We start from the raw sequence: 23234 nt of genomic DNA, 5'->3' as shown, positions 1-23234 counted from the left end.
ATCGCCGATGTCACTCAACCACATACTCTTTAATTTTATTCTCCTCCGCGCTTTTTCCCGCCATCGTTCCCTTGAGCTTTTTTAACGCCTCACCCGCTTCCTTCAGTACGCGAGCGCACTGTTCGCGGGTGATGGTAAGCGGCGGTTCGATGCGCACCGATTTGGCGTTATTCAACGTTCCGGCCACCAGAATATGACGATGGAAAAGTTCTTTCGCAAACGTATACCCAATCTCGTTTTTCCTGAACTCGATAGCCTGCAATAAGCCAAGGCCGCGTACTTCGGAAATCAACTCAGGGTAGCCGGCGGCAAGCTCTTTCAGCCCTTGCAGTAAAAAGTCCCCTTGCTGCGCGGCTTGCTCAGGCAATTTTTCCGTCAGCAGAACATTGATGGTGGCCAGCGCCGCCGAACAGGCCAGCGGGTTACCGCCGAAGGTGGTGGTATGCAGGAACGGATTTTCAAACAGCACCGAGAACACCTCTTCCGTCGCCACCGTGGCGCCGATTGGCATTACGCCGCCGCCCAGCGCCTTAGCCAGACAAAGGATATCGGGCTGAACGCCATAATGTTCACAGGCGAACATCTTGCCGGTGCGCCCCATGCCGGTCTGTACTTCGTCCAGAATCAGCAATGCCCCAACCTCGTCGCATAATGCTCTGACCGCAGGTAAGTAATTTTCCGGAGGTACGATCACCCCGCCCTCTCCCTGAATGGGTTCAAGGATGATGGCGGCGACGTCGTCTCCGGTCTTCTGGCATTGATGAACCTGCTTCCTCATGGCGCTGATATCGCCAAAAGGAACGTGATGGAAACCAGGCAGCAGCGGCATGAAAGGACGGCGAAACTCGGCCTTGGCGGTGGCGGACAGAGCTCCGAGCGACTTACCGTGAAACGCGCCCGAGGCGGCGATAAAGGTATATTTGCCATGACGGGACTGATAAGCCTTGGCCAGCTTCAACGCCGCTTCAACCGATTCGGTTCCGCTGTTGCTGAAAAAACTGTATTTAAGGTTGCCGGGCGTTAAGGCCGCCAGCGTTTTCGCCAACATGGCGCGCAGTGGGTCGAGGAGTTCCTGACTGTGTAAGGGTTGTTTGGCAAGCTGCTGCTCTACGGCGGCGATAACCGTGGGATTGCGATGACCGACGTTGAAGATGCCGTAGCCGCCCAGGCAGTCCAGATATTCGTTTCCCTGGGTATCAACCAGCGTATTCGGACCGCTGGCGCGCCATTCCACCGCGCCGTATTCACCCCCGGAGGTGACGGATTTTCGATATTCAAGAAAACCCGGATTGACGTATTCACGAAAAGAACTCAAGACTTCCTGATTTAATGCAGACATTTCTTCAGTAGTTAACTTTTCGCTCTTAATCCAATGTAAAGCCTGCTGAGTGCACTCTAGCGGGTTGAGGTTTGCCTTTGATCTGGACAAAATGCGCTCCTTGATAACGGATATCATGTGATATCAATTTAATTAATGCACAGAACACGCCAGTTCGCCGCCCCAAACGACAATAAAAGATTAAAATCTGACACGGCATACAAAACTGAAATAAAAAGAAAAAGAAAACTTTACCTTCAGCATTAAAAACCGCAGCGCGCCGTTAATTGCCGGGGAAACCGAGTAAAAGCGCCGCAAACGCACCATAACGGAGCGTTACGCGCCACCGTGGTGCAAAAGGGCATATAAAAAGACGGCCGTTCAGGTTCAGCACGGCAAATAGTATCGGCAGGCGAATTGCGGCCGCGCCTTGCCTCGATAATGACCGAGGCAAGGCGGGATGGGGAAAATCAATGACGGATCATGACATGGCGAACAATGGTGTAATCTTCCAGGCCGTATATCGACATATCCTTGCCGTAGCCGGAAAGTTTCTGTCCGCCGTGCGGCATTTCGCTCACCAGCATGAAATGGGTATTCACCCAGGTGCAGCCATATTGCAGGCGCGCCGCCAAGCGGTGCGCCCGCCCGATATCGCGGGTCCAGACGGACGAGGCCAGCCCGTAGGTGGAGGCATTGGCCCAGTCGACCACCTGCGCTTCATCATCAAACGGCGTAATGGAAACCACCGGGCCAAAGACCTCTTTCTGTACGATCTCATCTTCCTGACGGGCGCCGGCCAGGACGGTGGGCTGGAAGTAATACCCCTTGCCCGCCGCCCGCTCGCCGCCGGTCACCAGGGTAATATGCGGCAGCGCCCTGGCCCGTTCGACAAATCCGGCGACCCTTTCCAGCTGCGCCGCGGTGATTAACGGCCCCAGCTCGGTCTGTTCATCCTGCGGGTCGCCCATATTCAACGTCGATACCGCTTTCCCCAGTTCGCTTACCACCCGATCATAAACAGCGCGCTGTACGTAGAGGCGGCAGGCCGCGGTACAATCCTGACCGGCGTTATAGAAACCGAAGCTGCGGATGCCGTCAACCACCTGGGCGATATCCGCGTCATCGAAGACAATCACCGGCGCTTTGCCGCCCAGTTCCATGTGCGTGCGTTTGACGCCGGGAGCGGTATTGGCAAGAATATGAGCGCCGGTGGCGATCGATCCCGTCAGGGAAACCATCCGCACCTTCTCATGCCCGGTAAGCGCGTCCCCCACGTCGGCGCCGCGGCCAAACAGAATATTCACCACGCCGGCCGGCAGAATATCCGCCAGCAGATGCGCCAGATAAAACGTGGTCAGCGGGGTCTGTTCGGCGGGTTTCAGCACCACGCAGTTTCCCGCGGCCAGCGCCGGCGCCAGTTTCCAGGAGGCCATCATCAGCGGGTAGTTCCACGGGGCGATGGACGCCACCACGCCCACCGGGTCGCGCCGGATCATGGAGGTATGGCCCTCCAGGTATTCGCCCGCCGCCGAACCGTTCAGGCAGCGCGCCGCGCCGGCAAAAAAGCGGAATACATCCGCCACCGCCGGAATCTCGTCATTCAGCACCGCGTGATAGGGTTTGCCACAGTTAAGGGATTCCAGTCGGGCAAACTCCTCGCCGTGCTGCTCAATCACATCGGCAATTTGCAATAAAAACGCGGCGCGCGCTTTGGGCGTGGTTTGCCCCCACTGCGTAAATGCCGCATCCGCCGCCTTTACGGCCGCATCGACCTGATGCAGGTCGGCCTGGGGGATCGAGGCGATTTGCTCGCCGCTGGCAGGATTAAAAACCGCCAGAGCCTCGCCCCGGCCGGCGACGTGTTCACCATCTATCAGCAATTTGTCGTGCATAACACTTCCCTTATAAACAGAAAATCAGTGGAGTTTTGTCGCTTACTGGTTCTTCACTTATAAAAGATACGTGCAAAAAAGCTGCCAGTTTCTCAGGCGGAGACCATAAACATCGCCAACGCCGACGGTGGAGATGTGCGATGGCGCGTCATGGGTCTGACCGGCGCTAACGTTTTTTAGCCGCCTCTTCTCTCGACTCTTCCACCGCCTTTTTCGCCTCCTCGGCCAACGCCTCCAGTTCCTCTTCGGTCAGCTTGTCGGCCGCTTCCCGCATCTTCGCGAGACCGTCGCTGACGGTAACTTCTTTGGGGTCGGATTCAGCCATGTCGTACTCCTGTGCATAAGGTGATATTAAAGAGAGGGTTCGGTTAAGTGTAGTCGAACGCGACATTACGCCAACTTATGAATATTTACCTCACCAATATTTATCACACCAACCATTTACGCGAAGCCGTGCTGCCGTTTGCTGGCCTGTTCCTGCGCTTTGAACTGATTGAAGCGCGGCAGGAATTTATCCCAATCGATAATATGTCCGTCGATTTCCGGGCCGTCGATGCAGGCATGTTTGCGCACCAGCCTGCCGTCGGTATTCACCGGCACCATACAGGCGCCGCACATGCCGGTGGCATCCACCATGATGGAGTTCAGGCTGGCGACGGTTTTCACGCCGTACGGGCGCGTCAAATCGCAGACCGCGCGCATCATCAGCGGCGGGCCGATAGTGACGATTTCGGTTATTTCCCTCCCTCCTCCTTGCCGGTTCTCTTTCAGCAGGTCCTCCAGCGGGCCGGTGACGAACCCCTTGCGACCGAAACTGCCGTCGTTGCTGGTATAAATCACATCCAGCAACCCCGGGTAGTCGGCCTGTAGTTTGCCGATGCGTTCGTTGTCCCGGATCCAGAACAGCAGATCGGCATTGCGGAAGCCGGCAATGAGCGTGACATGATTACCGGCGCGTAAATGCTCCCGCATAATGGGATAAGCCGGCGGCAGGCCGACGCCGCCGGCGGTGAATACCACAGTTTTATCAGGAGGATAGCGGTGCAGGACGCTGGGCTGGCCCAGCGGGCCGGCAATTCCGGCGAAGGCATCCCCCACCTGCATCCGGTTGATAGCCATACTGCTGCTTCCCATACCTTGCACCACCAGGCAGATGGTACCGTTCTCCGCGTCCCAATCGGCGAGGGTCAGCGGAATCAACTCGCCGCTAGTCCACGGCAGCACGCGGACAAATTGCCCGGCGCGGGCGGCCTTGGCAATCAGCGGCGCCCGGACAATAAGCTCGACGATGCCGCCCGCCAGTTCAATCTTCGCCAGAATAGTTTTCGGTGTGGCGCCCAGGGTCGAATAGCGCCCGGCCAGGCTTACCATGGACCGGATTTCGTCAGGGGACAGGTTCATGTCGCTGACGATTTCGAGGGCTGCCGCCCGGCCGTCTCCGGCGGCGTTGATGGCGGTGGAGCCGCCGCGCGACGCGTCGCCCCCTGAATAAACGCCGCTGATGGAGGTTTGCTGTGAGTCCCGTTCCACCTGGATGGAGCCCCATTTGGTGGTATGGAGATCCGGCTCCGCGTCTTTGATAATGGGATTGGGCGCATTGCCGAGGGCCATAATCACCAGATCCACCGCCATCGATTCTTTATCGCCGGTGGCCGACGGGCTGCGGCGGCCGGACGCATCGGGGTCCCCCAGCGCCATCACATCGAGTATGGCCTGCTTGACGAAATGGGTCTGGTCGTCACCGATAAACTCGCAGGGCGCGCGCAGTACCTTAAGGGCGATCCCCTCCTCCTGCGCATGCCGCAGCTCTTCCACCCGCGCCGGCATTTCGCTCTGGGTGCGACGATAGACGATGGCGACCTCGCCCCCCAGGCGCAGGGCGGTGCGGGCGGCATCCATGGCGGTATTGCCGCCGCCGATGACTATCACCCGTTTGCCGCTGATTTCCGGCAGCGGTGTTTCATAATCTCCGCTGGCTCCTTGCATCAGGTTGACGCGGGTCAGAAACTCGTTGGCCGACATCACATTAAGCAGATGCTCACCGGGCACGTTCATAAAGCGCGGCAACCCGGCCCCGGTGCCGACGAAGATTTTCCAGAAGCCGGCGTTTTTCAGATCTTCCAGCGTAGCGGTCTTGCCCACCACAAAATTGGTGACGAACTTCCCGCCAAGCAGGGTTATTTTATCCACCACATCATTAATCAGCTCATTGGGCAGCCGGAATTCCGGGATACCGTAGCGCAACACCCCGCCCAGGGCGTGGAAGGCTTCGAACACCGTAACCGGAAAGCCCTCCGCCGCCAGCAGGTAGGCGTTGATAAGTCCGGCTGGTCCGGAACCCACCACCGCGATGGGCGGCTTTACCGCCTGTACCCAGGGGTCGGGACGGTGGTTGAAACGCTCGTCGGCCCCGCCGGTAGTTATCTTTTCCCGTTGGGGCAAATACCACTCCAGTTGGCCAATTTCAATGGGTCGCTTTTGATGGGCGCAGACGCCCTGGCATTGCAACTCTTGGGGACAAACCCGCCCCGTGACGTTGGGAAGGGGGTTGCAGCTTTCTATCAGTTCCATGGCCTCGCGAAAGCGGCCGGTGCCCAGCAGATCGAGCATTTGCGGAATGTGAATCTTGACCGGGCACCCACCTTTGGGCTGCGCGTCGCCGGGGTTCAACAGACCGACTTCACAAGGTTTTTCTTCGCACTGCTTGTCCCGCAGGGCTTCCAGCCAGACCAGCAGTTCCACCTCGCGGGCGCTGTAACCCACGTTCATATAACCGAGATACCCCTGGTTCACCAGCTCGAAATCCCGCGCGCGCTGTTCGGGTTCACGTATATAGGGCGGAATGGCGTTTTCAGCCGGCCAGTTTTCCGACAACCCCTTGAACAGCGGATAACGATCCGACAGGTTCCGGTCAAGGGCGCGGATGAATTTACGCTTGAACTTCAGCGGAATATCCCAGACAAACCGCATCAGCAGTTTGCTAGCGTCATTGTCGCGCAGCAGCAGTTCCCACAGCGTGTGAATAAATTCGGCGCCAAGTTCCTCCTGCCGGAATTCCCAAGCCACGGCCTGGGTCCCGTCGGCGATGAAAATGTCGCGAAAGACCCACGGCTCGTTTTGCAGCCGGCGGCTCAGCAGCGCCATCTGCTGATGGTAGGTTTCCACCGGCTCCGTCCGTTCCAGGGCCGCCAGCTGCGAGCGCGTATTTTCCAGCGTACTGCCGGCACTGAGATAGCGACGCAGCTCGTCTTCCGGGGAAGCGCCCTGTGGTGAAGAAAGCCTGTTTTCGGTGCTCATTGTATAATCTCCGCATCACAATTGGCCGCCACCCGTTCAATACGACGTTTCAGGTCCGGCGTGATCTTGATGCGCTCAAGCACGCCGGGAATCATATGGGCGATTTCCCGGCTTTCGCCGTTGATAACGATCCGGGTTCTTTCGAAAATCTCCGGCACATCCTGGTAGCAGGTTTTGCAATTGGTGCACTTCGCCTGATCTTCCGGGGACAGCGTTATCAGCGCCTCGGCCTCGCTATCGGCCTTGGGGGATGGCGCGGAAGACGGCGTATCGTCCACCGTCTGGACCGGGATCGCACCGGCGTTCACCGGCGGGGCCTTGCTCGACGCCGCCAGCCGGGACATGGCGCGGGCAATATCATCCATGGAGACTTCCCGCTGCCGCACCGCCGCCTGATACCGCTCCATAAGGGCATTGATGGCGGCATCGTGTTCCGCCGCCATTTTCCCTTCATGCAGACCGGCGAGATGTTGCAGCATCCGCCAATATTTACGCCGCTCTTCCACCAGCTCAATCAGGGACGGGGAGACGCCGAGCTTGATAAGATGTCGATTGGCATCGACGGAATAGATAAAGGGAATAAGCTCCGCCCGTTCGCTGGGCGGCAGATCGATAAAGGCGTCCACCGCCACCGTGCGTGCGTCGTCCACGGTATCGATGGCGTGGAATTGCTTCCTGAAACGGTTTTCCTGCCGGGCGAATACCGCCGGCGTCAACGGCATGGTCAGCAGTTGCAGGCCGCCGTTTTCGTCGAGATATTCAAGAGTGGTGGTGGTCCAGTCCTTATCCACATCCGGATTGCCCTCAAGGGAGAACCACTCGTGCAGTGAAGCGCCGCGGCGCGTATCGTGCACAAACACCGGGTTCATCCGGCTTTCCACCGCCAGACGGCCGTGCCGAGCGGCGGCGGCATCGGTAATGCCGTGTTCGCTCTGACAGGGAGTGTAGATATCCAGCACCGCCGGTCCCTCGGTATAGCGAAGGCATTCCAGCGTATTTTTGAGGAAATGCCCCGGCAGCGCGGTGGTGGAGGAACAGACGAACACATTGGGATGGAAAGAGGCGATCAGTCCCAGCTCCTTACGCGCTTCGCGTTTACCGCCCTGCTCCTTGCCGATACGGGCCAGGTCGGCATCCTGGCCGGTAAAGCTCGAGGTGGAGGCCTGGCCGCCGGTATTGGAATAGACCCCGGTATTCAGCACCACGACCTTGAGCGGCGTACTGCTGGTCAAAATGCGCGATAGTGCGCCGAAGCCGATATCGTAGGTCGCGCCGTCTCCGCCGATGGTCATTACCGTCGGCAGCAAGGCAAGCTCGTCGGCGGTGAAGTCGGCCCACGACAGGTAGCGAAGCGCCGGATCGTGCAGATCCGAACGGTATTGATCCGCCAGTTCCAGACGCGCCAGGCGCAGCGCGCGGACATCCGTCACCAACTGCGCGGCGAGTCCTTCGAACATCCCCTTGGCCAGGGGCTGGGCGTCCTGGAACAGGCTGTTGACCCAAGGATCGTTATAACAGTTATAGGGAAAGGTAGAGGCGTAAACGCTGCTGCATCCGGTGGAGTTGGCGATAACGGCCCCGGCCGGGCCCTGGCCGCCGGGGCCGCCTTCGTAGAGATAGAGCCTTTTTTCCAGCGTACCGATAAGATCGTCGAGACGTTCGCGCCGGGCAACGTCCGTATCGGGCAGTGAATCCCGTTTCTCATTCAGCCGGGAGACGAGGGTTTCCAGTTCTACCCGGTGGTCCCGCTGGTGCTGGTGAGTGATGGCATGATTGGCGGATACCACCAAACGGATGGCCGTCACTTCGCCGCAGCCGCGGCAACCGCCGTGCCCGCCGGTGGTGGCGTAATAGTTCTCGGGATTAAGCAACAGCCGCTTGATGTCGCCGTCGGGTTTGAGCGCATCGGCATAGAACCGCGCCGGGGTTTTCGGCAGCGACGTCATAAATCCGAAGCGGGTCTGCAGGGTCTGATGCAACGGCGCATCCTGATCCCGGGGCACCAGCGCGCCGGGGCCGCAGACGCTGACGCACTCGAGACAACCGGTACATTTCCACGGATCAACGGCGACGGCATACAGTCCGCCGCTGCCGGCACCGGCTTTCTCCGCCGCATCGAAGAACGGCCGGGTCCGGGCGACGGGATATGCCGCCAGCACCTCGGCCAGCCCGACAAAATCATTGCGCAAGCCCGCTTCGTCGATGACCAACCCCGCCGCCGCCTCGGCAACGATGTCGTGGAAAGGCCGCGACGTTTTGTTCTGACGGTACGTTTCACGCACCGCATCCACCAGCGGGTAGAGATGCGTACGCATGGCCTCGAGCCGGTTTTCGTCCAGATCGAGCCGGCGAATGCCCGCCAGCAGCAGTTCGTGAATATCATGTACCCTATTCGGGATCGCCGCATCCGGGCACACCAGCGCGCACTCCATGCAGCCGGTGCATACATCGGCGCGGAACTCGGGAACGGAACGGCGGAACAGCCCTTTATCCTTCGCGCTCGCGGTGCCGGCGGGCATAAACAGTCCGGCGCCGGGCAATACCGGCGCTTCGCTGATGCTGCCTTCGCGGAAGGGGCGTGCAACGGTTTCTTCATAATATTCATGGTCGAACAGACCGTTCAGAACCGACGTGTCCCCACGATGCGCCCGCCCGGCGGACAGGGATAGGCTGTACGGGCTCGCCGACAAACTTTGGCCGTCGACATCCGCAAATTCCGCCGAGGCGTAATCGACGCGCCTGGTGGCTTCAATGCCGTCGTGGATCACCGCCATATTGCCTTCCACCACGGCGCCGCCCTTGGCGCCGAACTTTTTAGCGATCTGCTGGCGGATTTTCGCCAGGATCGCGTCGGCGGATGAACCCGTCGAGACAGCTTCTACGTGCCCCACCATCGCGCCGATAAAGGCGATGCCCATCATGCGGGTTTCCAGCTCCGGCGTCGGCGCATGTTTTTTGGCGACGACAAACGCATCGATAATCAGGAAGTGGATACCCTTTTCCCGGATTGTGTTGCGGGCCGATACCGGTAATTCCCGCCAAACCTCCACGGGGGACAGATTGGATTGCATGATAAAGGTGCCGCCGACCGTCAGGCCGCGCAGGGGATTGGCATGACTAAACACCTTATGATCCGGTGAAATAACGATTTCCACATCTTCAAGCTCGGCATTGGTGATCTTCACCGGCTCCGGGCTGAGCGTAATATAATAATTGGTGGGTGCGCCGCTCTTCTCGGAACCGTATTTCGGCGCCGATTTCGAGTGCATATCCAGCACGCCCGCCAGAATATCGGTTAATAGCTTGCCGGTGGCGATGGTGCCGTAACCGCCCACCGAGTGGAAACGGATACGGAACGCGCCCTCCGGCAGCAAATTCGGGTTCGGCCCGGTCTCCAGCGCCATCCGTTCGGTTTCGGGATAAGCATCTTTCAGGCGCTTCTGTAGTTTCTCTAAATAGGGCGACGGCGTCGGGGAGAAGAATTGCGAACCTAAATAGATCAGCGGCGCCCCTTGGCCGTCCGCCATATTCTTGAATGCGGCGATCAGATGCCGCGGCTGCAGGTCGTGCCCGCCGAGGCCGAAAATGGCGGTGGTCAGTTTCGGCATGGCGCGAATGGCGGGAATATCCGGATGGCGCGATTGATCGGCATTTTCGCGGGCCTTGAACAGGGCGCTGGTCACCCTAGCCGTCAGTTCCGTCTGGTCGGAGCGCTCCAGCACCGTCACAGCCTGCTTGCCTTGCAGCGCATCCACCAGTTCAGCTTCCGGGAAAGGCTGCAGCAGTTTAACGGCCACCAGGCCCACTTTATCGCCCGAACGACGCAGATACGCGACCACGGCCTCGATATCATCGGTAACGGACCCCAAGGCGACAATGACGTTTTCGGCGTCTTCGCACATAAAGGTCTGGACCGGATGGTAATGGCGTCCGGTCAATTCGCCATATTCCTCCATCGCCTGGCGCACCAGCGCCGGCACGTCGCTGACGAAATGCGTGCGATGATCCACCGCTCCGGCCTGGAAATCGGGCTGGTTTTGCACCCCGCCGGTCAGCCCCGGATTATTGACGTCGATTAACGCCGGCACCAATTGCCGGGTCCCCTTCTCAAAGGCGTTCAGCCATTGCCTCCGCCAGGGAGCGTGCAATTCAGCCGGCAACCAGTCCAGGGTCGGGGCGATTAGGACGCCCCGCCGGTCTTGTTCAATCCGTTCGGCATTATGTTCCAGGTAGTCTTGCAGTTTGGCCCGCCGATCGGCGGCAATGTCGGTCTGGTGACGGGACAGATACTGATTGAGCTGGAATACGCGTCCTTTGGCGCCGTAGATCATATCCTGCGCCGCGGTCGGCGCTTTGATGCGCCCCGCCGGATCCCCCAGATACTCCGCCAGCAGCGCCGGCTCAGGCATCAGCGCTTCACACAGCATATGGCTGGTGGAAAACCCGTCCATGGCGTTGGCGACGGGAATCAGCGACAGCGACGAGACCCGGTAGGCAATGGCCGCCAGATCGGCCGCCTCCTGCGGATTGGCCCCGAAAAGAATGGTATAACCCGATGAGAGCAACGCGTAGATATCGTCATGACCGGCCATCACATTCAACGAATGTTTTGACACCACCCGCGCCGCCACCTGCAGCACAAAGCCCCCCACCTTTTTGCCCACCGTGACGTAATGGGATTCCAGCGCATAAAGAATACCCTGGCCCGACGAGGCGTTTGAAATGAACTGACCGCCGGTCAACGCCGCCCCGAGCGCGCCGCTCTGTGCCGAGTGCTCCCCCTCAGGGCTAAAGAAAAACGGATGCTTGCCCCAGACGTTGACGCCTCCCTCAGCACGGGCGGCTTCGAAAATCTCTGCAATTTCCGTCGATGGAGTAATCGGGTAACCGATCACCCCGCCACAAACGTGGTTCATAACATAAGCGACAGCGCCATTGCCATGAATCACACTGGGAATGCCTGGATATTTCACTTTATTCGTTTTCATAATGGCTTGTCTGTAGGATGGGGAATATATTCAGCCGTGCTAACATGAGTACGGCGGCGCTTTTAATATAAAATCAACGTCTTGGTTCCGTATTTCCTCAAATGCCGGTTGCTCGATTTAGACAATTACGGCGATATCGATAAACCGAATTAAATTATCTAAAGTAATACCGTCATGGCTAAAGCCAGGCCTTTCTCTACGTTTCCTTACCCTTGGCGATAGCCGGCAGACGCTCCGTGATAGCAATCCTCGCGACGGGAAAGAGATATCGTCATCAGGAGGAGGCGTCCCGGCGACGACCTTCCCTGTGCGCCGTAAAACCATTAAACATGTATGGTTATAGACAGAGAATGTAGCCGATTTTGGTCGAAAAAAAGGCGCCTTATATCACGCAGCTCGGGTTTTCTCAGCAGAATCACCGGATCAGATCAAATTTTATTCAATACGGGGTTTTACCATCCGGTTCTATGTGCGTGCGTTTTACGTCGGAGGCGATATGGAAAAGAACGATGCCGGCTTTTTCTATCTCGACGCCACCTGCTCCCCGATGATCGGCAATAACGATTTCCGCGCTCCAATCGCCCGGTTGAGCGGAGCTACTTTGCCAAGAAGGACGGGAACCTGACTTTGGTATGGACAGCCCGCGGACCCTTCGGGCTGCGATGGTGGATTTTTTCAACTGCGACCGATTGTATTTTAGAACCCATTAGATATATATGATTATTATTTTAATAACTTATGAATCTATATACCGCAAGACACTCTTCTTTCGCCCAAAAATAAATATCCGCCGATTCAGGCATCATTAGATAAAAAAGAATCGTTATAAATTGGTTATTATCGTTAATTGGAATATCAGAGCCGTGGGGAAATTGACATTGACTCGCAACGCGTATTTTCTTTAAAAATAAAAATTTTATTCATTAAAATCAATAAAATAAATAAACACAATCGCTAAAAAACAACATTCCCCACATAATAAGCATATGTTTTATCAAAAAACAAAACCGAGTTAATCACAAATTAAAACCAAACAACAACAAAAATAGAACAACGGGATGATGAACATATGATATTTTAAATATTAATTAACTCATGGATTATCTGACTATATTTAATTTACATTAAAAAACTAATTTTATACTTAAGAAACTAAAAAAATCAAAGGCAATTTATTATTGAGAGCTAGTTCCTTTATTTCAAGCAAAATAAAGAAACATTTAAAATAATAGACTTAGATCAAGAAAATGAATAACAAACAGTATCTATAGTACCCACGACGAAAGTAAGCCAACCGAATTAATTAACTCGTCATTCTGAGCAATGGGGTATATATGGATTTTATCATTCAGTTAATCATTGTCCTGATCTGCCTTTTCTATGGCGCCAGAAAAGGTGGGATCGCGCTGGGGCTGTTAGGCGGCATAGGGCTCGTTATTCTGGTATTTGTATTCAAGCTTCAACCTGGCAGGCCGCCGGTTGACGTTATGCTGGTTATCATCGCGGTGGTGGCGGCATCGGCAACGCTTCAGGCATCAGGCGGTCTGGATGTGATGTTACAGATTGCAGAACGTCTGCTGCGCCGTAATCCCAAATATGTTTCGATTATTGCGCCCTTCGTTACCTGTACTCTGACCATTCTGTGCGGTACCGGCCACGTGGTTTATACCATCCTGCCGATTATTTACGATGTCGCCATCAAAAATAATATCCGTCCGGAAAGGCCCATGGCCGCCAGTTCCATCGGCGCGCAGATGGGGGTTATCGCCAGTCCGGTATCTGTGGCCGTCGTATCGCTGGTTGCGATGCTGGCTAACTTTACCTTCCACGGCAAACACCTGGAGTTCCTCGACCTGCTGTCGATTACCATTCCGTCTACCCTGCTGGGTATTCTGGCGATTGGTATCTTTAGCTGGTTCCGGGGTAAAGATTTGGATAAGGATCCGGAGTTTCAGAAATTTATCTCTGTCCCGGAAAACAAAGAATATGTGTACGGCGATACCGCAACGCTGCTGGACAAAAAACTGCCGCGCAGCAACTGGGTTGCCATGTGGATCTTTTTGACCGCCATTGCCGCCGTCGCCATTCTGGGCGCGGTATCGGAATTGCGTCCGCAATTCAACGGTAAGCCTTTATCCATGGTGCTGGTCATCCAGATGTTTATGCTGTTGGCTGGCGCAGTCATCATTATCGCCACCAAAACCAACGCGGCTTCCATCTCCAAGAACGAAGTGTTCCGCTCAGGGATGATCGCCATCGTCGCCGTTTATGGGGTTGCCTGGATGGCGGAAACCATGTTCGGCGCGCATCTGGAAGAAATTAAATCCACCCTGGGCACGCTGGTTTCGCAATACCCATGGGCCTATGCGATTATTCTGCTGCTGGTATCGAAATTTGTTAACTCACAGGCCGCCGCATTAGCCGCGATTGTGCCGATTGCGCTGGCCATTGGCATCAACCCGGCTTATATCGTCGCTTCCGCGCCGGCTTGCTACGGTTACTACATTCTACCGACCTACCCAAGCGACCTGGCCGCCATTCAGTTCGACCGCTCAGGTACAACAAAAATCGGCCGTTTTGTTATTAACCACAGCTTCATCCTGCCAGGTTTAATCGGGGTGTTTACATCCTGCGTATTTGGCTGGGTGTTTGCCGGTTTGTATGGCTTCCTATAACGATTGAGTTAATCACCGATAAAAAGACCGTCCGGGAAACCCGGACGGTCTTTTTTTATGGCGGGCGTCCTGCCCACCACCTTTCAGGCCGTCGCTAGCGACGTTGAAAAACGCTCCCGGCGTTTTTTTATGGCGGGCTATCCCTGCCCGCCACCTTTCAGGCCGTCGCAAGCGACGTTGAAAAACGCTCCCGGCGTTTTTTTATGGCGGGCTATCCCTGCCCGCCACCTTTCAGGCCGTCGCAAGCGACGTTGAAAAACGCTCCCGGCGTTTTTTTATGGCGGGCTATCCCTGCCCGCCACCTTTCAGGCCGTCGCAAGCGACGTTGAAAAACGCTCCCGGCGTTTTTTTATGGCGGGCTATCCCTGCCCGCCACCTTTCAGGCCGTCGCAAGCGACGTTGAAAAACGCTCCCGGCGTTTTTTTATGGCGGGCTATCCCTGCCCGCCACCTTTCAGGCCGTCGCAAGCGACGTTGAAAAACGCTCCCGGCGTTTTTTTATGGCGGGCTATCCCTGCCCGCCACCTTTCAGGCCGTCGCAAGCGACGTTGAAAAACGCTCCCGGCGTTTTTTTAACTACTCGTCACTGGACTTCGCCATTCCCGCACGCAGGCCCGAGCCAGCGCGCGGGTCGGGTCGAGGCTGATATCCAGCCAACGGGAGTTAATCGCCGCTAATGCCGGCGGCACTTCGGTACAGGCCAGAACCAGCCACTCCGCGCCGCGATCGATCAATCTTTGGGCGAGCTGTTCAAGTAAATATCCGCCCTTCTGCAACTCTCCGCGTTTTACCGCATAGCAACCCGGCACAAAAAGCGTCGCCAGTTCCTGTTCGTCCGGCTCCAGCGTTTCCGCCCCCAGCGCGGCAAAGCGCTGCTGATACCAACCGGCATCAAGGGTGCCCCTGGTGGCAATCAATCCTATTTTCCGTAGTACCTTGGCCCGGTTTTTCACCAGGTATTCCACGGAAGCGAGCGTCGCATCGGCAATATGGATCAACGGCGCCTCGCTTTTCTGCGCCAAGGCATCAAACCAGTGGTGCGCGGTATTACAGGGGATCACGATATGACTGACGGAAAGGCGATTAAGCTGCTCGACCGCGGCCAACAGCGCGGGCAGCGGCGATTCGCCCGTACCGGCCAGCGCCTGCTGCCGATCGGGGATCTGCGGTACGCTCCAGGCCACCACCGGCACGTGCTCCTGATCGCGGGAAACGGGGGTTTCCTCGATGATCTTTTGCAACAGATCGACGGTCGCCAACGGCCCCATGCCGCCCAGTACCCCGATTAGGGTATGCCGTTGCGCTTGAATGGTCATTACAACGCCGCTTGCTCAAAGAGTTGGCGATAGCCGAACAGCCCGGCGGAACCACCGGTATGGATAAATACCACGTTCTGGTCGGACGCAAAATGTCCTTTGCGAATCAGATCGATCAGCCCCGCCATCCCTTTGCCGGAATAGACCGGGTCAAGCAGAATGCCCTCCAGCTGCGCCAGCAGGGTCAGCGCTTCCAGCGTACCCTGGTTTGGAATGCCGTATCCTTTCCCCACATAGTCGCTATTCACCTGCACCGCATGGCGCGGAATTTCACCGTCGATCCCCAGCAGTTGCCAGGTTCGCTGCGCCAGCGCATACACATTCTCTTCCTGCTTTTCGCGCGGCGCTCTTACGCTGATCCCCAGCAGGGGGATCTGGCTGTTGGTGGCGGTCAATCCCGCCACCAGGCCGGCCTGCGTTCCCGTACTGCCGGTGGCATGAACGATATGGTCGATACGCAGACGCTGCTGACTGGACTGAAACAGCAGCTCCTCCGCCGCGGCCACATACCCCAAGGCGCCGATAGGATTGGAGCCCCCACCGGGGATCACGTACGGTTTGGCCCCCTGCTGGCGCAGAGTGTCCGCCAGCGCTTCCATCGCCTGCTGCATATCTGTTCCCGCCGGCAGATGATCGATAATTTCTCCCCCCAGCAGGTTATCCAGCAGAATATTTCCGGAGCGTTGATAGTCGTCGCCGTAGTCGGTAACGCGTTTTTCCAGCAGCACTTTGGTTTTCAGCCCCAGCTTTGCCGCCGCGGCGATGGTTTGCCGTACATGGTTGGACTGCGTGGCGCCCTGGGTGATAATCACATCGGCCCCTTGCTGCAGAGCGTCGGCCAGCAGAAACTCCAGCTTACGGGTTTTGTTGCCGCCGGTCGCCAGCCCGGTGGCATCATCGCGCTTGATATAGATATTCGGTCCGCCCAAATGTTTGGACAGGGCCGGCAGAGCCTCCAGCGGCGTGGGGAAATGCCCCAGCGTCAGCCGGGGAAAACGGGCAAGGTGCATGATACTCTCCTCAAAATAGGTGTCTGGTTACAGATTGATATGGCGTCGCGCTTCTTCGCGCACCCGGTGCAAAACGTGGCGCTTAAGCTCGGCGTATTGCGGATGCTGCGCCAGGGTTTCAATATTTCGCTCACGGCCGAACGGCAGATGAATCTCCTCGGCGATACGTCCGGGACGGGCCGACATCACCAGCACCCGGTCGGCCAGAAACAGCGATTCTTCAACGTCATGGGTCACAAACAGCAGCGTCGTGCCGGTTTTCTGCCAGGCGGACAGCAAAAGCTCTTGCATCATCAGCCGGGTTTGCGCGTCTAATGCGCCGAATGGCTCATCCATCAGCAGGACCTCAGGCTGAGGCAGCCACGCCCTGGCTAATGCCACCCGCTGTTTCATGCCGCCGGATAGCTGCCACGGATAGTGCTGATGAAAATCATCCAGCCCCACCAGCGACAGGTAGTCCGCCGCTTCGCGCCGGACCTGTTTTTTATCGGCTCCCTGCATACGCGGGCCAAAGGTGACGTTGTCCAGCACCGTCAGCCACGGAAATAGATTGGCCTGCTGAAAAACCATCCCGCGCGACGGCCCCGGCCCGGAGACGGGCTGTCCCGCGCAGAGCACTTTCCCGCTGCCGGGCTTTTCGAAACCGGCAATCAAATTCAAAATGGTCGATTTACCGCACCCGGAAGGCCCGAGCAGCACCACGAACTCCCCGCGGGTCACCCGCAGCGAGACGTCATCCAGTACGGTTAACGCCCCGCTCTGGGAGGGAAAGGCGAGGCTGACGCGTTCCAGGGCGATATGCGTCTGTTGTTGGTCGGTCATTATTCTTTCCCCGCCCACGGCACCAGAATGCGCTGGAGTCCCACCAGCAGCAAATCCAGCAAATAGCCGATGCCGCCCAGCAGTAAAATTCCCAGCATGACGATATCCGTGCGTAAATAGGAACTGGCGTTCATCACCATCCAGCCAATCCCCGAGGTCGCCGCCACCATTTCGGCGGCGATCAGCGACGTCCAGCCGATACCGATCGCCAGCCTCACGGTGGTGAATAATTCAGGCAGCGTATCGGGCAATACCACGCGACAGAAAATCTGTCCGCGGCTTGCCCCCAGCGTCTGCGCCACCCGGATACGGTTGCGGCCGATACGCTCCACGGCGGCATTGGCGCCGACCACCACGCTCAGAAAGGTGGCGATGAAAATCAGGAAGAACTTGGACTCCTCGCCGATCCCCAGCCACACCACCGCCAGCGGGATCAGCGCGATCTTCGGCAGCGGACGCAAAAACTGCACAAATGGATTAAACACCGCGGCGACCGGGGCGGACAGCCCCATCAGCAGCCCCAGGGGGACGCCGGTGATAATCGCCACGCTGAATGCGCTCAGCGCCCTGGCGACGCTGACCAGAATATGCTGCCACAGCGGAACCTGACGGTAGCCGTCGTGCATCAGTTCCGTCGCGGTTAAACCGATATCCGACAGCGGCGGTAAAAGCAGCGGATCGACCCACTGCCTGACCCCGGCGATCTGCCATAAAACCAGCACCAGCGCGACTGACGTGATGCTTATTAATGCGTAGGACCACTTTCCCATGATCCGTTAATTTCCTTTCCCTGCCTGCTGTATATAGGATGAGTTGATGGCGTCGGCATAGGAGGAAGGGATATCACGCTGGCGAACTTCACCGATACTTTCCAGGAAGCGCGCCGTTTTGGCGACCGCCTGCCCGATCCCGCTTTGGTCGGTATTGGTGCCGTCGCCCAGCCATTGCGCCGTCGCCTGCTCTTCGAGCGTCGGATATTCCAGACCTGACAAGGTATTGGTGGCCGTGGTGACCGGCGCGCCGACCTCTTTTGCCACCGTCGCCGCGGCTTTCTCCGGATCCTGGCGGAATTCATTCACTTTTTGCTGATGCACGCGAAGGAAACGGGCAACGGTTTGCGGATACTGCTGGGCAAACGCCTTTCTGACCACATAGTTGTTGTAGATCAGGTAGCCGTCTTTTTGCAGATCCTTGGTGGCGAATACGCCGTGCCCGCCGGAAGCTTCCAGTTCCTGGGCAAAGGGCGCCCAGACATAGCCGGCGTCGATATCGCCGCGTTTCCACGCCGCCACCATTTCAGCCGGACGTAACGGTATCAGGTTTATTTTGCTGCGATCGAGCTTGTGAACGGCTATCGCCGCTTCCAGCGCATACTGGGCGGTCGAATTGGGCGGATACGCCACGCGTTTGCCTTCGATATCCTTCAGCGAATTAATGCCCTGTTTGCCGATCAGCCGCTCATAGGTGGCAATCACCCCGGAAACGCCGATAATCTCGATAGGCAATTTGCGCACGATACCGGCGGCCGCCGGGCTGGAGCCAAAGTTGGCGATATCGATGGCGTTGCTGGCGAAATAGTTGAGCGCATCGGCGCCAGAGGCGAATTGCACCCACTTGACCGGCGTGCCGAGCGCTTTTTCCAGCGAACCGTCCGCCTTAGCCAGCACCAATACCTGTGAGCCGCCGCTATAGGCCACCCGCACTTCTTCCGGCCTATTTTCCGCCGCCCATGCAGAGGTGGCGATAAATAACAGACCGCTCATTCCTACCGCGCTGAATAGTTTTTTGCTCACGTTTAGTTTCCCTATTGGATTAAAATAAATTAAATAAGCTTTAAATGAAAAACCACTGTTTTACGCAACCTGCGTATTTAAATCGGCAAGCTGCTTCCAACTGGTATCATCAACGTAAATACCCTCTTCGAGACGCTGACGATATTTTTGTTTTTCCGGATCGCCCGGCAATAATAACTCCCCGTCGTCACGGGACTGGCGAACCCAGGCCAATAATGCAGGAATTTCCTGGCGGTAGGTTTCAGCGCCGCCTAAGCGCTGAGGGTCTATCAGAATAGACAGCATGCTATTGATAATCTGCTTTTTTTCGCCCTTTGCCGTGCGTTCGGTTCGGCCGCCGGTCAAGGCCGCTCCCAGCAGCGAGCAAATAAGCGATAGCCCCGCCCCTTTATGCTGGCCGAACGGCAGCAGCGCCCCCAGCGGCTGCTCCATCAGCCAGCGCGGATCGACCGTCGGTTTCCCCTGATTGTCCACAATGCACCCCGGCGGCAGTTGCTTCCCTTCATTCCAGGCGATACGCGCTTTATTACCGGCTATCACGCTGGTGGCGAAATCCAGAATCACCGGTTCGTCGCCTTCGACCGGAACCCCCACGCAGAAAGGATTGGTGCCAAAGCGGGGCAGTTCCCCCTGCCACGGCAATACCACCGTGGAATGAACATTGGCGAAATGCAGGGAAACCAGGCCGGCGCTCGCCGCCTGTTCGGCCCAGGCGCCGATACGTCCCAGATGATGCGCGTCCGCCAGACTGACCACGGCGACCCCTTGATCCAGCGCGCGGGCAATCCCTTCGGCTAACGCCTGCTGCGCCACCACCTGCCCGAATCCCTGCCGGCCGTCAAAAGAGATCAACGGCCCGAAATCCAGCGTTTTTTCAGCATTGGCGTGCGGTGACAGCCCCCCTTCCCTGATGGCGGCGATATAGCGCGGCAGCATGCTGACGCCGTGCGAATCATGTCCTTTTAGGCTCGACTCCACCAGATTATCCGCCACAATCTGCGCCACGCTCGCATCCACCGCGACATTCACTAATTGGGCGCGCAGATAATCTCGTAAATAATGATGACTAAATACCGGCATAATCAACTCTGAATACTGAATTAAATAATGTAGGCAACACTATAACGCCGGCATTTTTATCCCTAAATGAGAAATAAAACTATCTATATCCAATATTGTTATAATGAAATAAGTGTCCGATATTTAATTGATATTTAATAAACAACGGGGCATTCATTCTAAGTTATTCCAAAAAGGACTTTATAAATAAACAGGAAATTCCTTTTAAAGCCGGCCGAACAGAAACCAGACTTTGTCTATATTAAAAAAAGATTAAAATTACGGCGTTCTCTGCTTGTTGATACGGTTCCGCATAAAACAATATCGCCCTCTCCCGGTTATGCAAAATTCATCCATGCATAATCAGAATCATTCTTTTGCCGCTTTCCGCATCGCTGCTACAACTGATCTATTTCCTTTTCCGCGGATATATCGGAGGTCACGGACATGATCGCAATACAAGCGCCTGGAACCTATCTGAATCGTGATGGCGTCATCGGCGCCGTCGGTGAGTTTGTAAAACCCCTGGCCGAAACCCTGCTGATTATTACCAGCCCGCAGGCATGGCAGGCGACGTCAGAAAAAGTCGAGCACAGCCTGAACCTACAGGGTTTGAAGTATCGGATTGAATTTCTGCCGGGCGACTGCACCAAGCCGGCAATAGAAGCATTGACCGTTCAGGCGCGAGAGTTTGGGGCCGAATTGATTCTGGGCATCGGCGGGGGTCGCGTGTTGGATTCGGCCAAAGCCGTCGGTGAAGTCTTGGGGCAGATCCCGGTCATTACCGTCCCGACCATTGCGGCGACCTGTGCCGCCTGGTCGCCCATCAGCGTGATTTACAGCGAGACGGGAGCGCACCAGGGGCCGTTGGCGCTGAAGCGGCTGCCCGTATGGGTACTGGTCGACGGCGAAGTGATTGCGCAAAGCCCGCCGCGCTACCTTAAGGCCGGCATCGTCGACGCGCTGGCGAAGTGGTATGAATTCCTGCCCTATCTGCGCAACGGCGACGAGGGGCTGGCTCTGGCGCTGAAAGCGCAGGCCGCCAGACTGGCGGTGGATACGTTTAACAGCTACGGCGAACAGGCCATTGCGGATAATCAGCAAAAGCAGGTTACGCCGGCCTTACGCAAAGTGATTGACGCCGTTATCGCGCTGGCGGGCGTGGCTAACAGCATGAAAGACGATGTGCCGCGTATCGGCGTCGCGCACGCCATTCATAACAGCATGACGCGCCTGCCGGAATTACATCACTGGCTGCACGGTGAAAAAGTCGGATTCGGTCTGGCGGTCCAGGCCTTTCTCGAACATGACGATGCTCATGACAGAGAAGAGCTGTTATTGCAGCTTCGCCGCTACGGCAGTCCGCTGACGCTGGATTCGCTCGGCCTCGGCGATCGGCCTTCACAGGTTGATGAGATTGTAAAAAACGTGAAGATCGGTTCCCACATCGCCGCGCGGCTGCCCTTTTCCGTCGAGCCGGAACGCATTGGCAAGGCGTTGCGGAGTACGCAACAGCTAACGGCATTCGCCGTGGTTAATGACAATCGCGCCGCTTGATGTGGTCCGGCTGCTAGGTAATGACCCCACCCCGTCCCTCCCCTTCACAGGGGAGGGCATTTTGCTCCTCCCCCTGGCAAGGGGGAGGCTGGGAGTGGGTTATTATTGGCAACGCGGCGGGATAACTACCCCTGTTCCTGCTGCACGGGGTCGCTGTTTCCGCTGCGCAGTTCGCGTTCGTAGGCCCGCGCCTTTTTCTCGTCAAACTGATGTTCCCATTTGGCAATCACCAGCACGGCCAGGGCATTGCCCACCACGTTCAGCGCGGTACGCGCCATATCCAGAATACGGTCCACGCCGGCGATAAACGCCAGACCTTCCAGCGGGATCCCCACGCTGCCGAGCGTTGCCAGCAGAACCACAAAAGAGACGCCGGGAACGCCGGCGATCCCTTTCGAGGTCAGCATCAGGGTCAGCACCAGCACAATTTCCTGCCCGATAGAGAGCTCGATGCCATATAGCTGCGCGATAAAGATCGCCGCGATGCTCTGATACAGCGTCGAACCATCCAGATTAAACGAATAGCCGGTCGGCACCACAAAACTGGTGATCGATTTCGGCGCGCCATAGGCTTCCATCTTCTCGATAATGCGCGGCAGCACGGTTTCCGAACTGGCGGTGGAATAAGAGAGGATCAGTTCGTCTTTCAGAATGCGAATCAATGTGGTGATACGCAATTTACACAGGCGGGCAATCCCCCCCAGCACGATCAGGGCAAAGAACAGGATGGCGCCATACACCAGCACCACCAGCTTTGCCAACGGCAGCAGCGAGGCGAAACCGAAGTTCGCCACCGTGACCGAAATCAGCGCGAACACGCCGACCGGCGCATAGCGCATGATCATATGCGTCACTTTGAACATGGTTTCCGAGACGCCGCGAAACACGTTCAGCAGGGGGTCGCGATGCTCTTTTGACAGCGATGACAGCCCCAGACCGAACAGCACCGAGAAGAAAATAATCGGCAGCATATCGCCGTTGGCCACCGCGGCAAAAATATTCGGCGGGATCAGCGACAGAACGGTGCTCACCAGGCTATGAGAGCCGCTTTGCACCTGTTCGGTGGTTTTTTCATATTGCGAGATATCCGCGGAGGTCAGGATCGACATATCGATGCCCGTCCCCGGTTGAAACACGTTCGCCAGGGTAATACCCAAAATAATGGCTAATGTGGTGACCACCTCAAAATAGAGGATGGTCTTCAGACCGATGCGGCCCAGCTTTTTGGCGTCGCCGACCCCGGCAATCCCCACAATCAAGGTGGCGATAACGATGGGTACGACGATCATCTTAATCAGGCGGATAAAGATATCGCCGGCCGGGCTGAGAATATTACCGATCAGCCATTGGCGGCTGTCCGCCTGTTCGTGCAATACGGCGCCGAGCGCGATACCAAGCACCAGCGCAATAAGAATTTGCCAGGCCAGACTGATTTTCTGTGTTTTCATAGCGATTTTCCGTTTCAAAACTCCCCGCCAGGAACGAATGGCGATAGCGCAAATTCC

The 23234-nt window shown here is 56.9% G+C and carries 15 protein-coding genes; 3 read left to right on the top strand and 12 right to left on the bottom strand.

Annotated features, from left to right (window positions below; translation table 11 throughout):
* Positions 1-10: 10 nt before the first annotated feature.
* The 5 genes from ygjG to DDT56_RS13270 form a co-directional block, all read right to left on the bottom strand.
* The gene (gene ygjG / locus DDT56_RS13285; RefSeq protein ID WP_210417024.1) at positions 11-1429 is read right to left on the bottom strand and encodes a putrescine aminotransferase; all 1419 of its coding nucleotides are present in this window, start codon (positions 1427-1429) and stop codon (positions 11-13) included.
* Between the two features lie 359 nt (positions 1430-1788).
* Positions 1789-3213 (bottom strand): aminobutyraldehyde dehydrogenase, encoded by a 1425-nt coding sequence (patD, locus tag DDT56_RS13280; protein ID WP_136166920.1) that lies wholly within the window; start codon positions 3211-3213, stop codon positions 1789-1791.
* A 166-nt stretch (positions 3214-3379) separates the two neighbouring features.
* Positions 3380-3538: a hypothetical protein gene (locus tag DDT56_RS24405; protein ID WP_168197622.1), complete on the bottom strand. Its 159-nt coding sequence runs from the start codon at positions 3536-3538 to the stop codon at positions 3380-3382.
* A 116-nt stretch (positions 3539-3654) separates the two neighbouring features.
* Positions 3655-6510 carry a sulfide/dihydroorotate dehydrogenase-like FAD/NAD-binding protein gene (locus DDT56_RS13275; protein WP_136166919.1) on the bottom strand — a complete coding sequence of 952 codons (2856 nt, stop codon included), beginning with the start codon at positions 6508-6510 and terminating at the stop codon, positions 3655-3657.
* On the bottom strand, positions 6507-11426 hold the full coding sequence (locus DDT56_RS13270) for a 2-oxoacid:acceptor oxidoreductase family protein (RefSeq protein ID WP_210417023.1): 4920 nt from the start codon (positions 11424-11426) through the stop codon (positions 6507-6509). The genes DDT56_RS13275 and DDT56_RS13270 overlap by 4 nt, the downstream gene beginning before the upstream one ends.
* A gap of 568 nt (positions 11427-11994) precedes the next feature.
* Between DDT56_RS13270 and DDT56_RS24990 the strand changes: the two genes are divergently transcribed.
* Together DDT56_RS24990 and DDT56_RS13265 are read left to right on the top strand one after the other, a co-directional pair.
* Complete coding sequence (locus tag DDT56_RS24990; RefSeq protein WP_256373225.1) at positions 11995-12123, top strand: hypothetical protein; 129 nt, start codon at positions 11995-11997, stop codon at positions 12121-12123.
* 709 nt (positions 12124-12832) lie between these two features.
* Positions 12833-14173 (top strand): anaerobic C4-dicarboxylate transporter, encoded by a 1341-nt coding sequence (locus DDT56_RS13265; protein WP_136166917.1) that lies wholly within the window; start codon positions 12833-12835, stop codon positions 14171-14173.
* A 571-nt stretch (positions 14174-14744) separates the two neighbouring features.
* On the opposite strand, the gene cuyB is transcribed toward DDT56_RS13265, so the two are convergent.
* The 6 genes from cuyB to DDT56_RS13235 all read right to left on the bottom strand — a co-directional run bounded on the left by cuyB (position 14745) and on the right by DDT56_RS13235 (position 20193).
* On the bottom strand, positions 14745-15488 hold the full coding sequence (gene cuyB, locus DDT56_RS13260) for a cysteate racemase (protein ID WP_136166916.1): 744 nt from the start codon (positions 15486-15488) through the stop codon (positions 14745-14747).
* Complete coding sequence (gene cuyA, locus DDT56_RS13255; protein WP_136166915.1) at positions 15488-16498, bottom strand: D-cysteate sulfo-lyase; 1011 nt, start codon at positions 16496-16498, stop codon at positions 15488-15490. Before cuyA ends, cuyB begins: the two co-directional genes overlap by 1 nt.
* A 27-nt stretch (positions 16499-16525) precedes the next feature.
* The gene (locus tag DDT56_RS13250; RefSeq protein ID WP_136166914.1) at positions 16526-17320 is read right to left on the bottom strand and encodes an ABC transporter ATP-binding protein; all 795 of its coding nucleotides are present in this window, start codon (positions 17318-17320) and stop codon (positions 16526-16528) included.
* Positions 17320-18090 carry an ABC transporter permease gene (locus tag DDT56_RS13245; RefSeq protein ID WP_136166913.1) on the bottom strand — a complete coding sequence of 257 codons (771 nt, stop codon included), beginning with the start codon at positions 18088-18090 and terminating at the stop codon, positions 17320-17322. Before DDT56_RS13245 ends, DDT56_RS13250 begins: the two co-directional genes overlap by 1 nt.
* A 6-nt stretch (positions 18091-18096) precedes the next feature.
* The gene (locus DDT56_RS13240; RefSeq protein ID WP_136166999.1) at positions 18097-19083 is read right to left on the bottom strand and encodes a taurine ABC transporter substrate-binding protein; all 987 of its coding nucleotides are present in this window, start codon (positions 19081-19083) and stop codon (positions 18097-18099) included.
* A gap of 90 nt (positions 19084-19173) precedes the next feature.
* Positions 19174-20193: a malate/lactate/ureidoglycolate dehydrogenase gene (locus tag DDT56_RS13235; RefSeq protein WP_136166912.1), complete on the bottom strand. Its 1020-nt coding sequence runs from the start codon at positions 20191-20193 to the stop codon at positions 19174-19176.
* A 426-nt stretch (positions 20194-20619) separates the two neighbouring features.
* Between DDT56_RS13235 and DDT56_RS13230 the strand changes: the two genes are divergently transcribed.
* Positions 20620-21729 (top strand): iron-containing alcohol dehydrogenase family protein, encoded by a 1110-nt coding sequence (locus DDT56_RS13230; protein WP_136166911.1) that lies wholly within the window; start codon positions 20620-20622, stop codon positions 21727-21729.
* 125 nt (positions 21730-21854) lie between these two features.
* Here DDT56_RS13230 and gltP read toward each other — a convergent pair whose 3' ends face one another.
* Entirely contained in the window at positions 21855-23177 is a 1323-nt protein-coding gene (gene gltP, locus DDT56_RS13225) for a glutamate/aspartate:proton symporter GltP (RefSeq protein WP_136166910.1), read from the bottom strand.
* Positions 23178-23234 lie beyond the last annotated feature (57 nt).

Origin of the sequence: Brenneria corticis (assembly GCF_003115855.1) — a bacterium.
GTDB lineage: Bacteria > Pseudomonadota > Gammaproteobacteria > Enterobacterales > Enterobacteriaceae > Brenneria > Brenneria corticis.
This window is presented reverse-complemented; position numbering and strand designations above follow the sequence as displayed.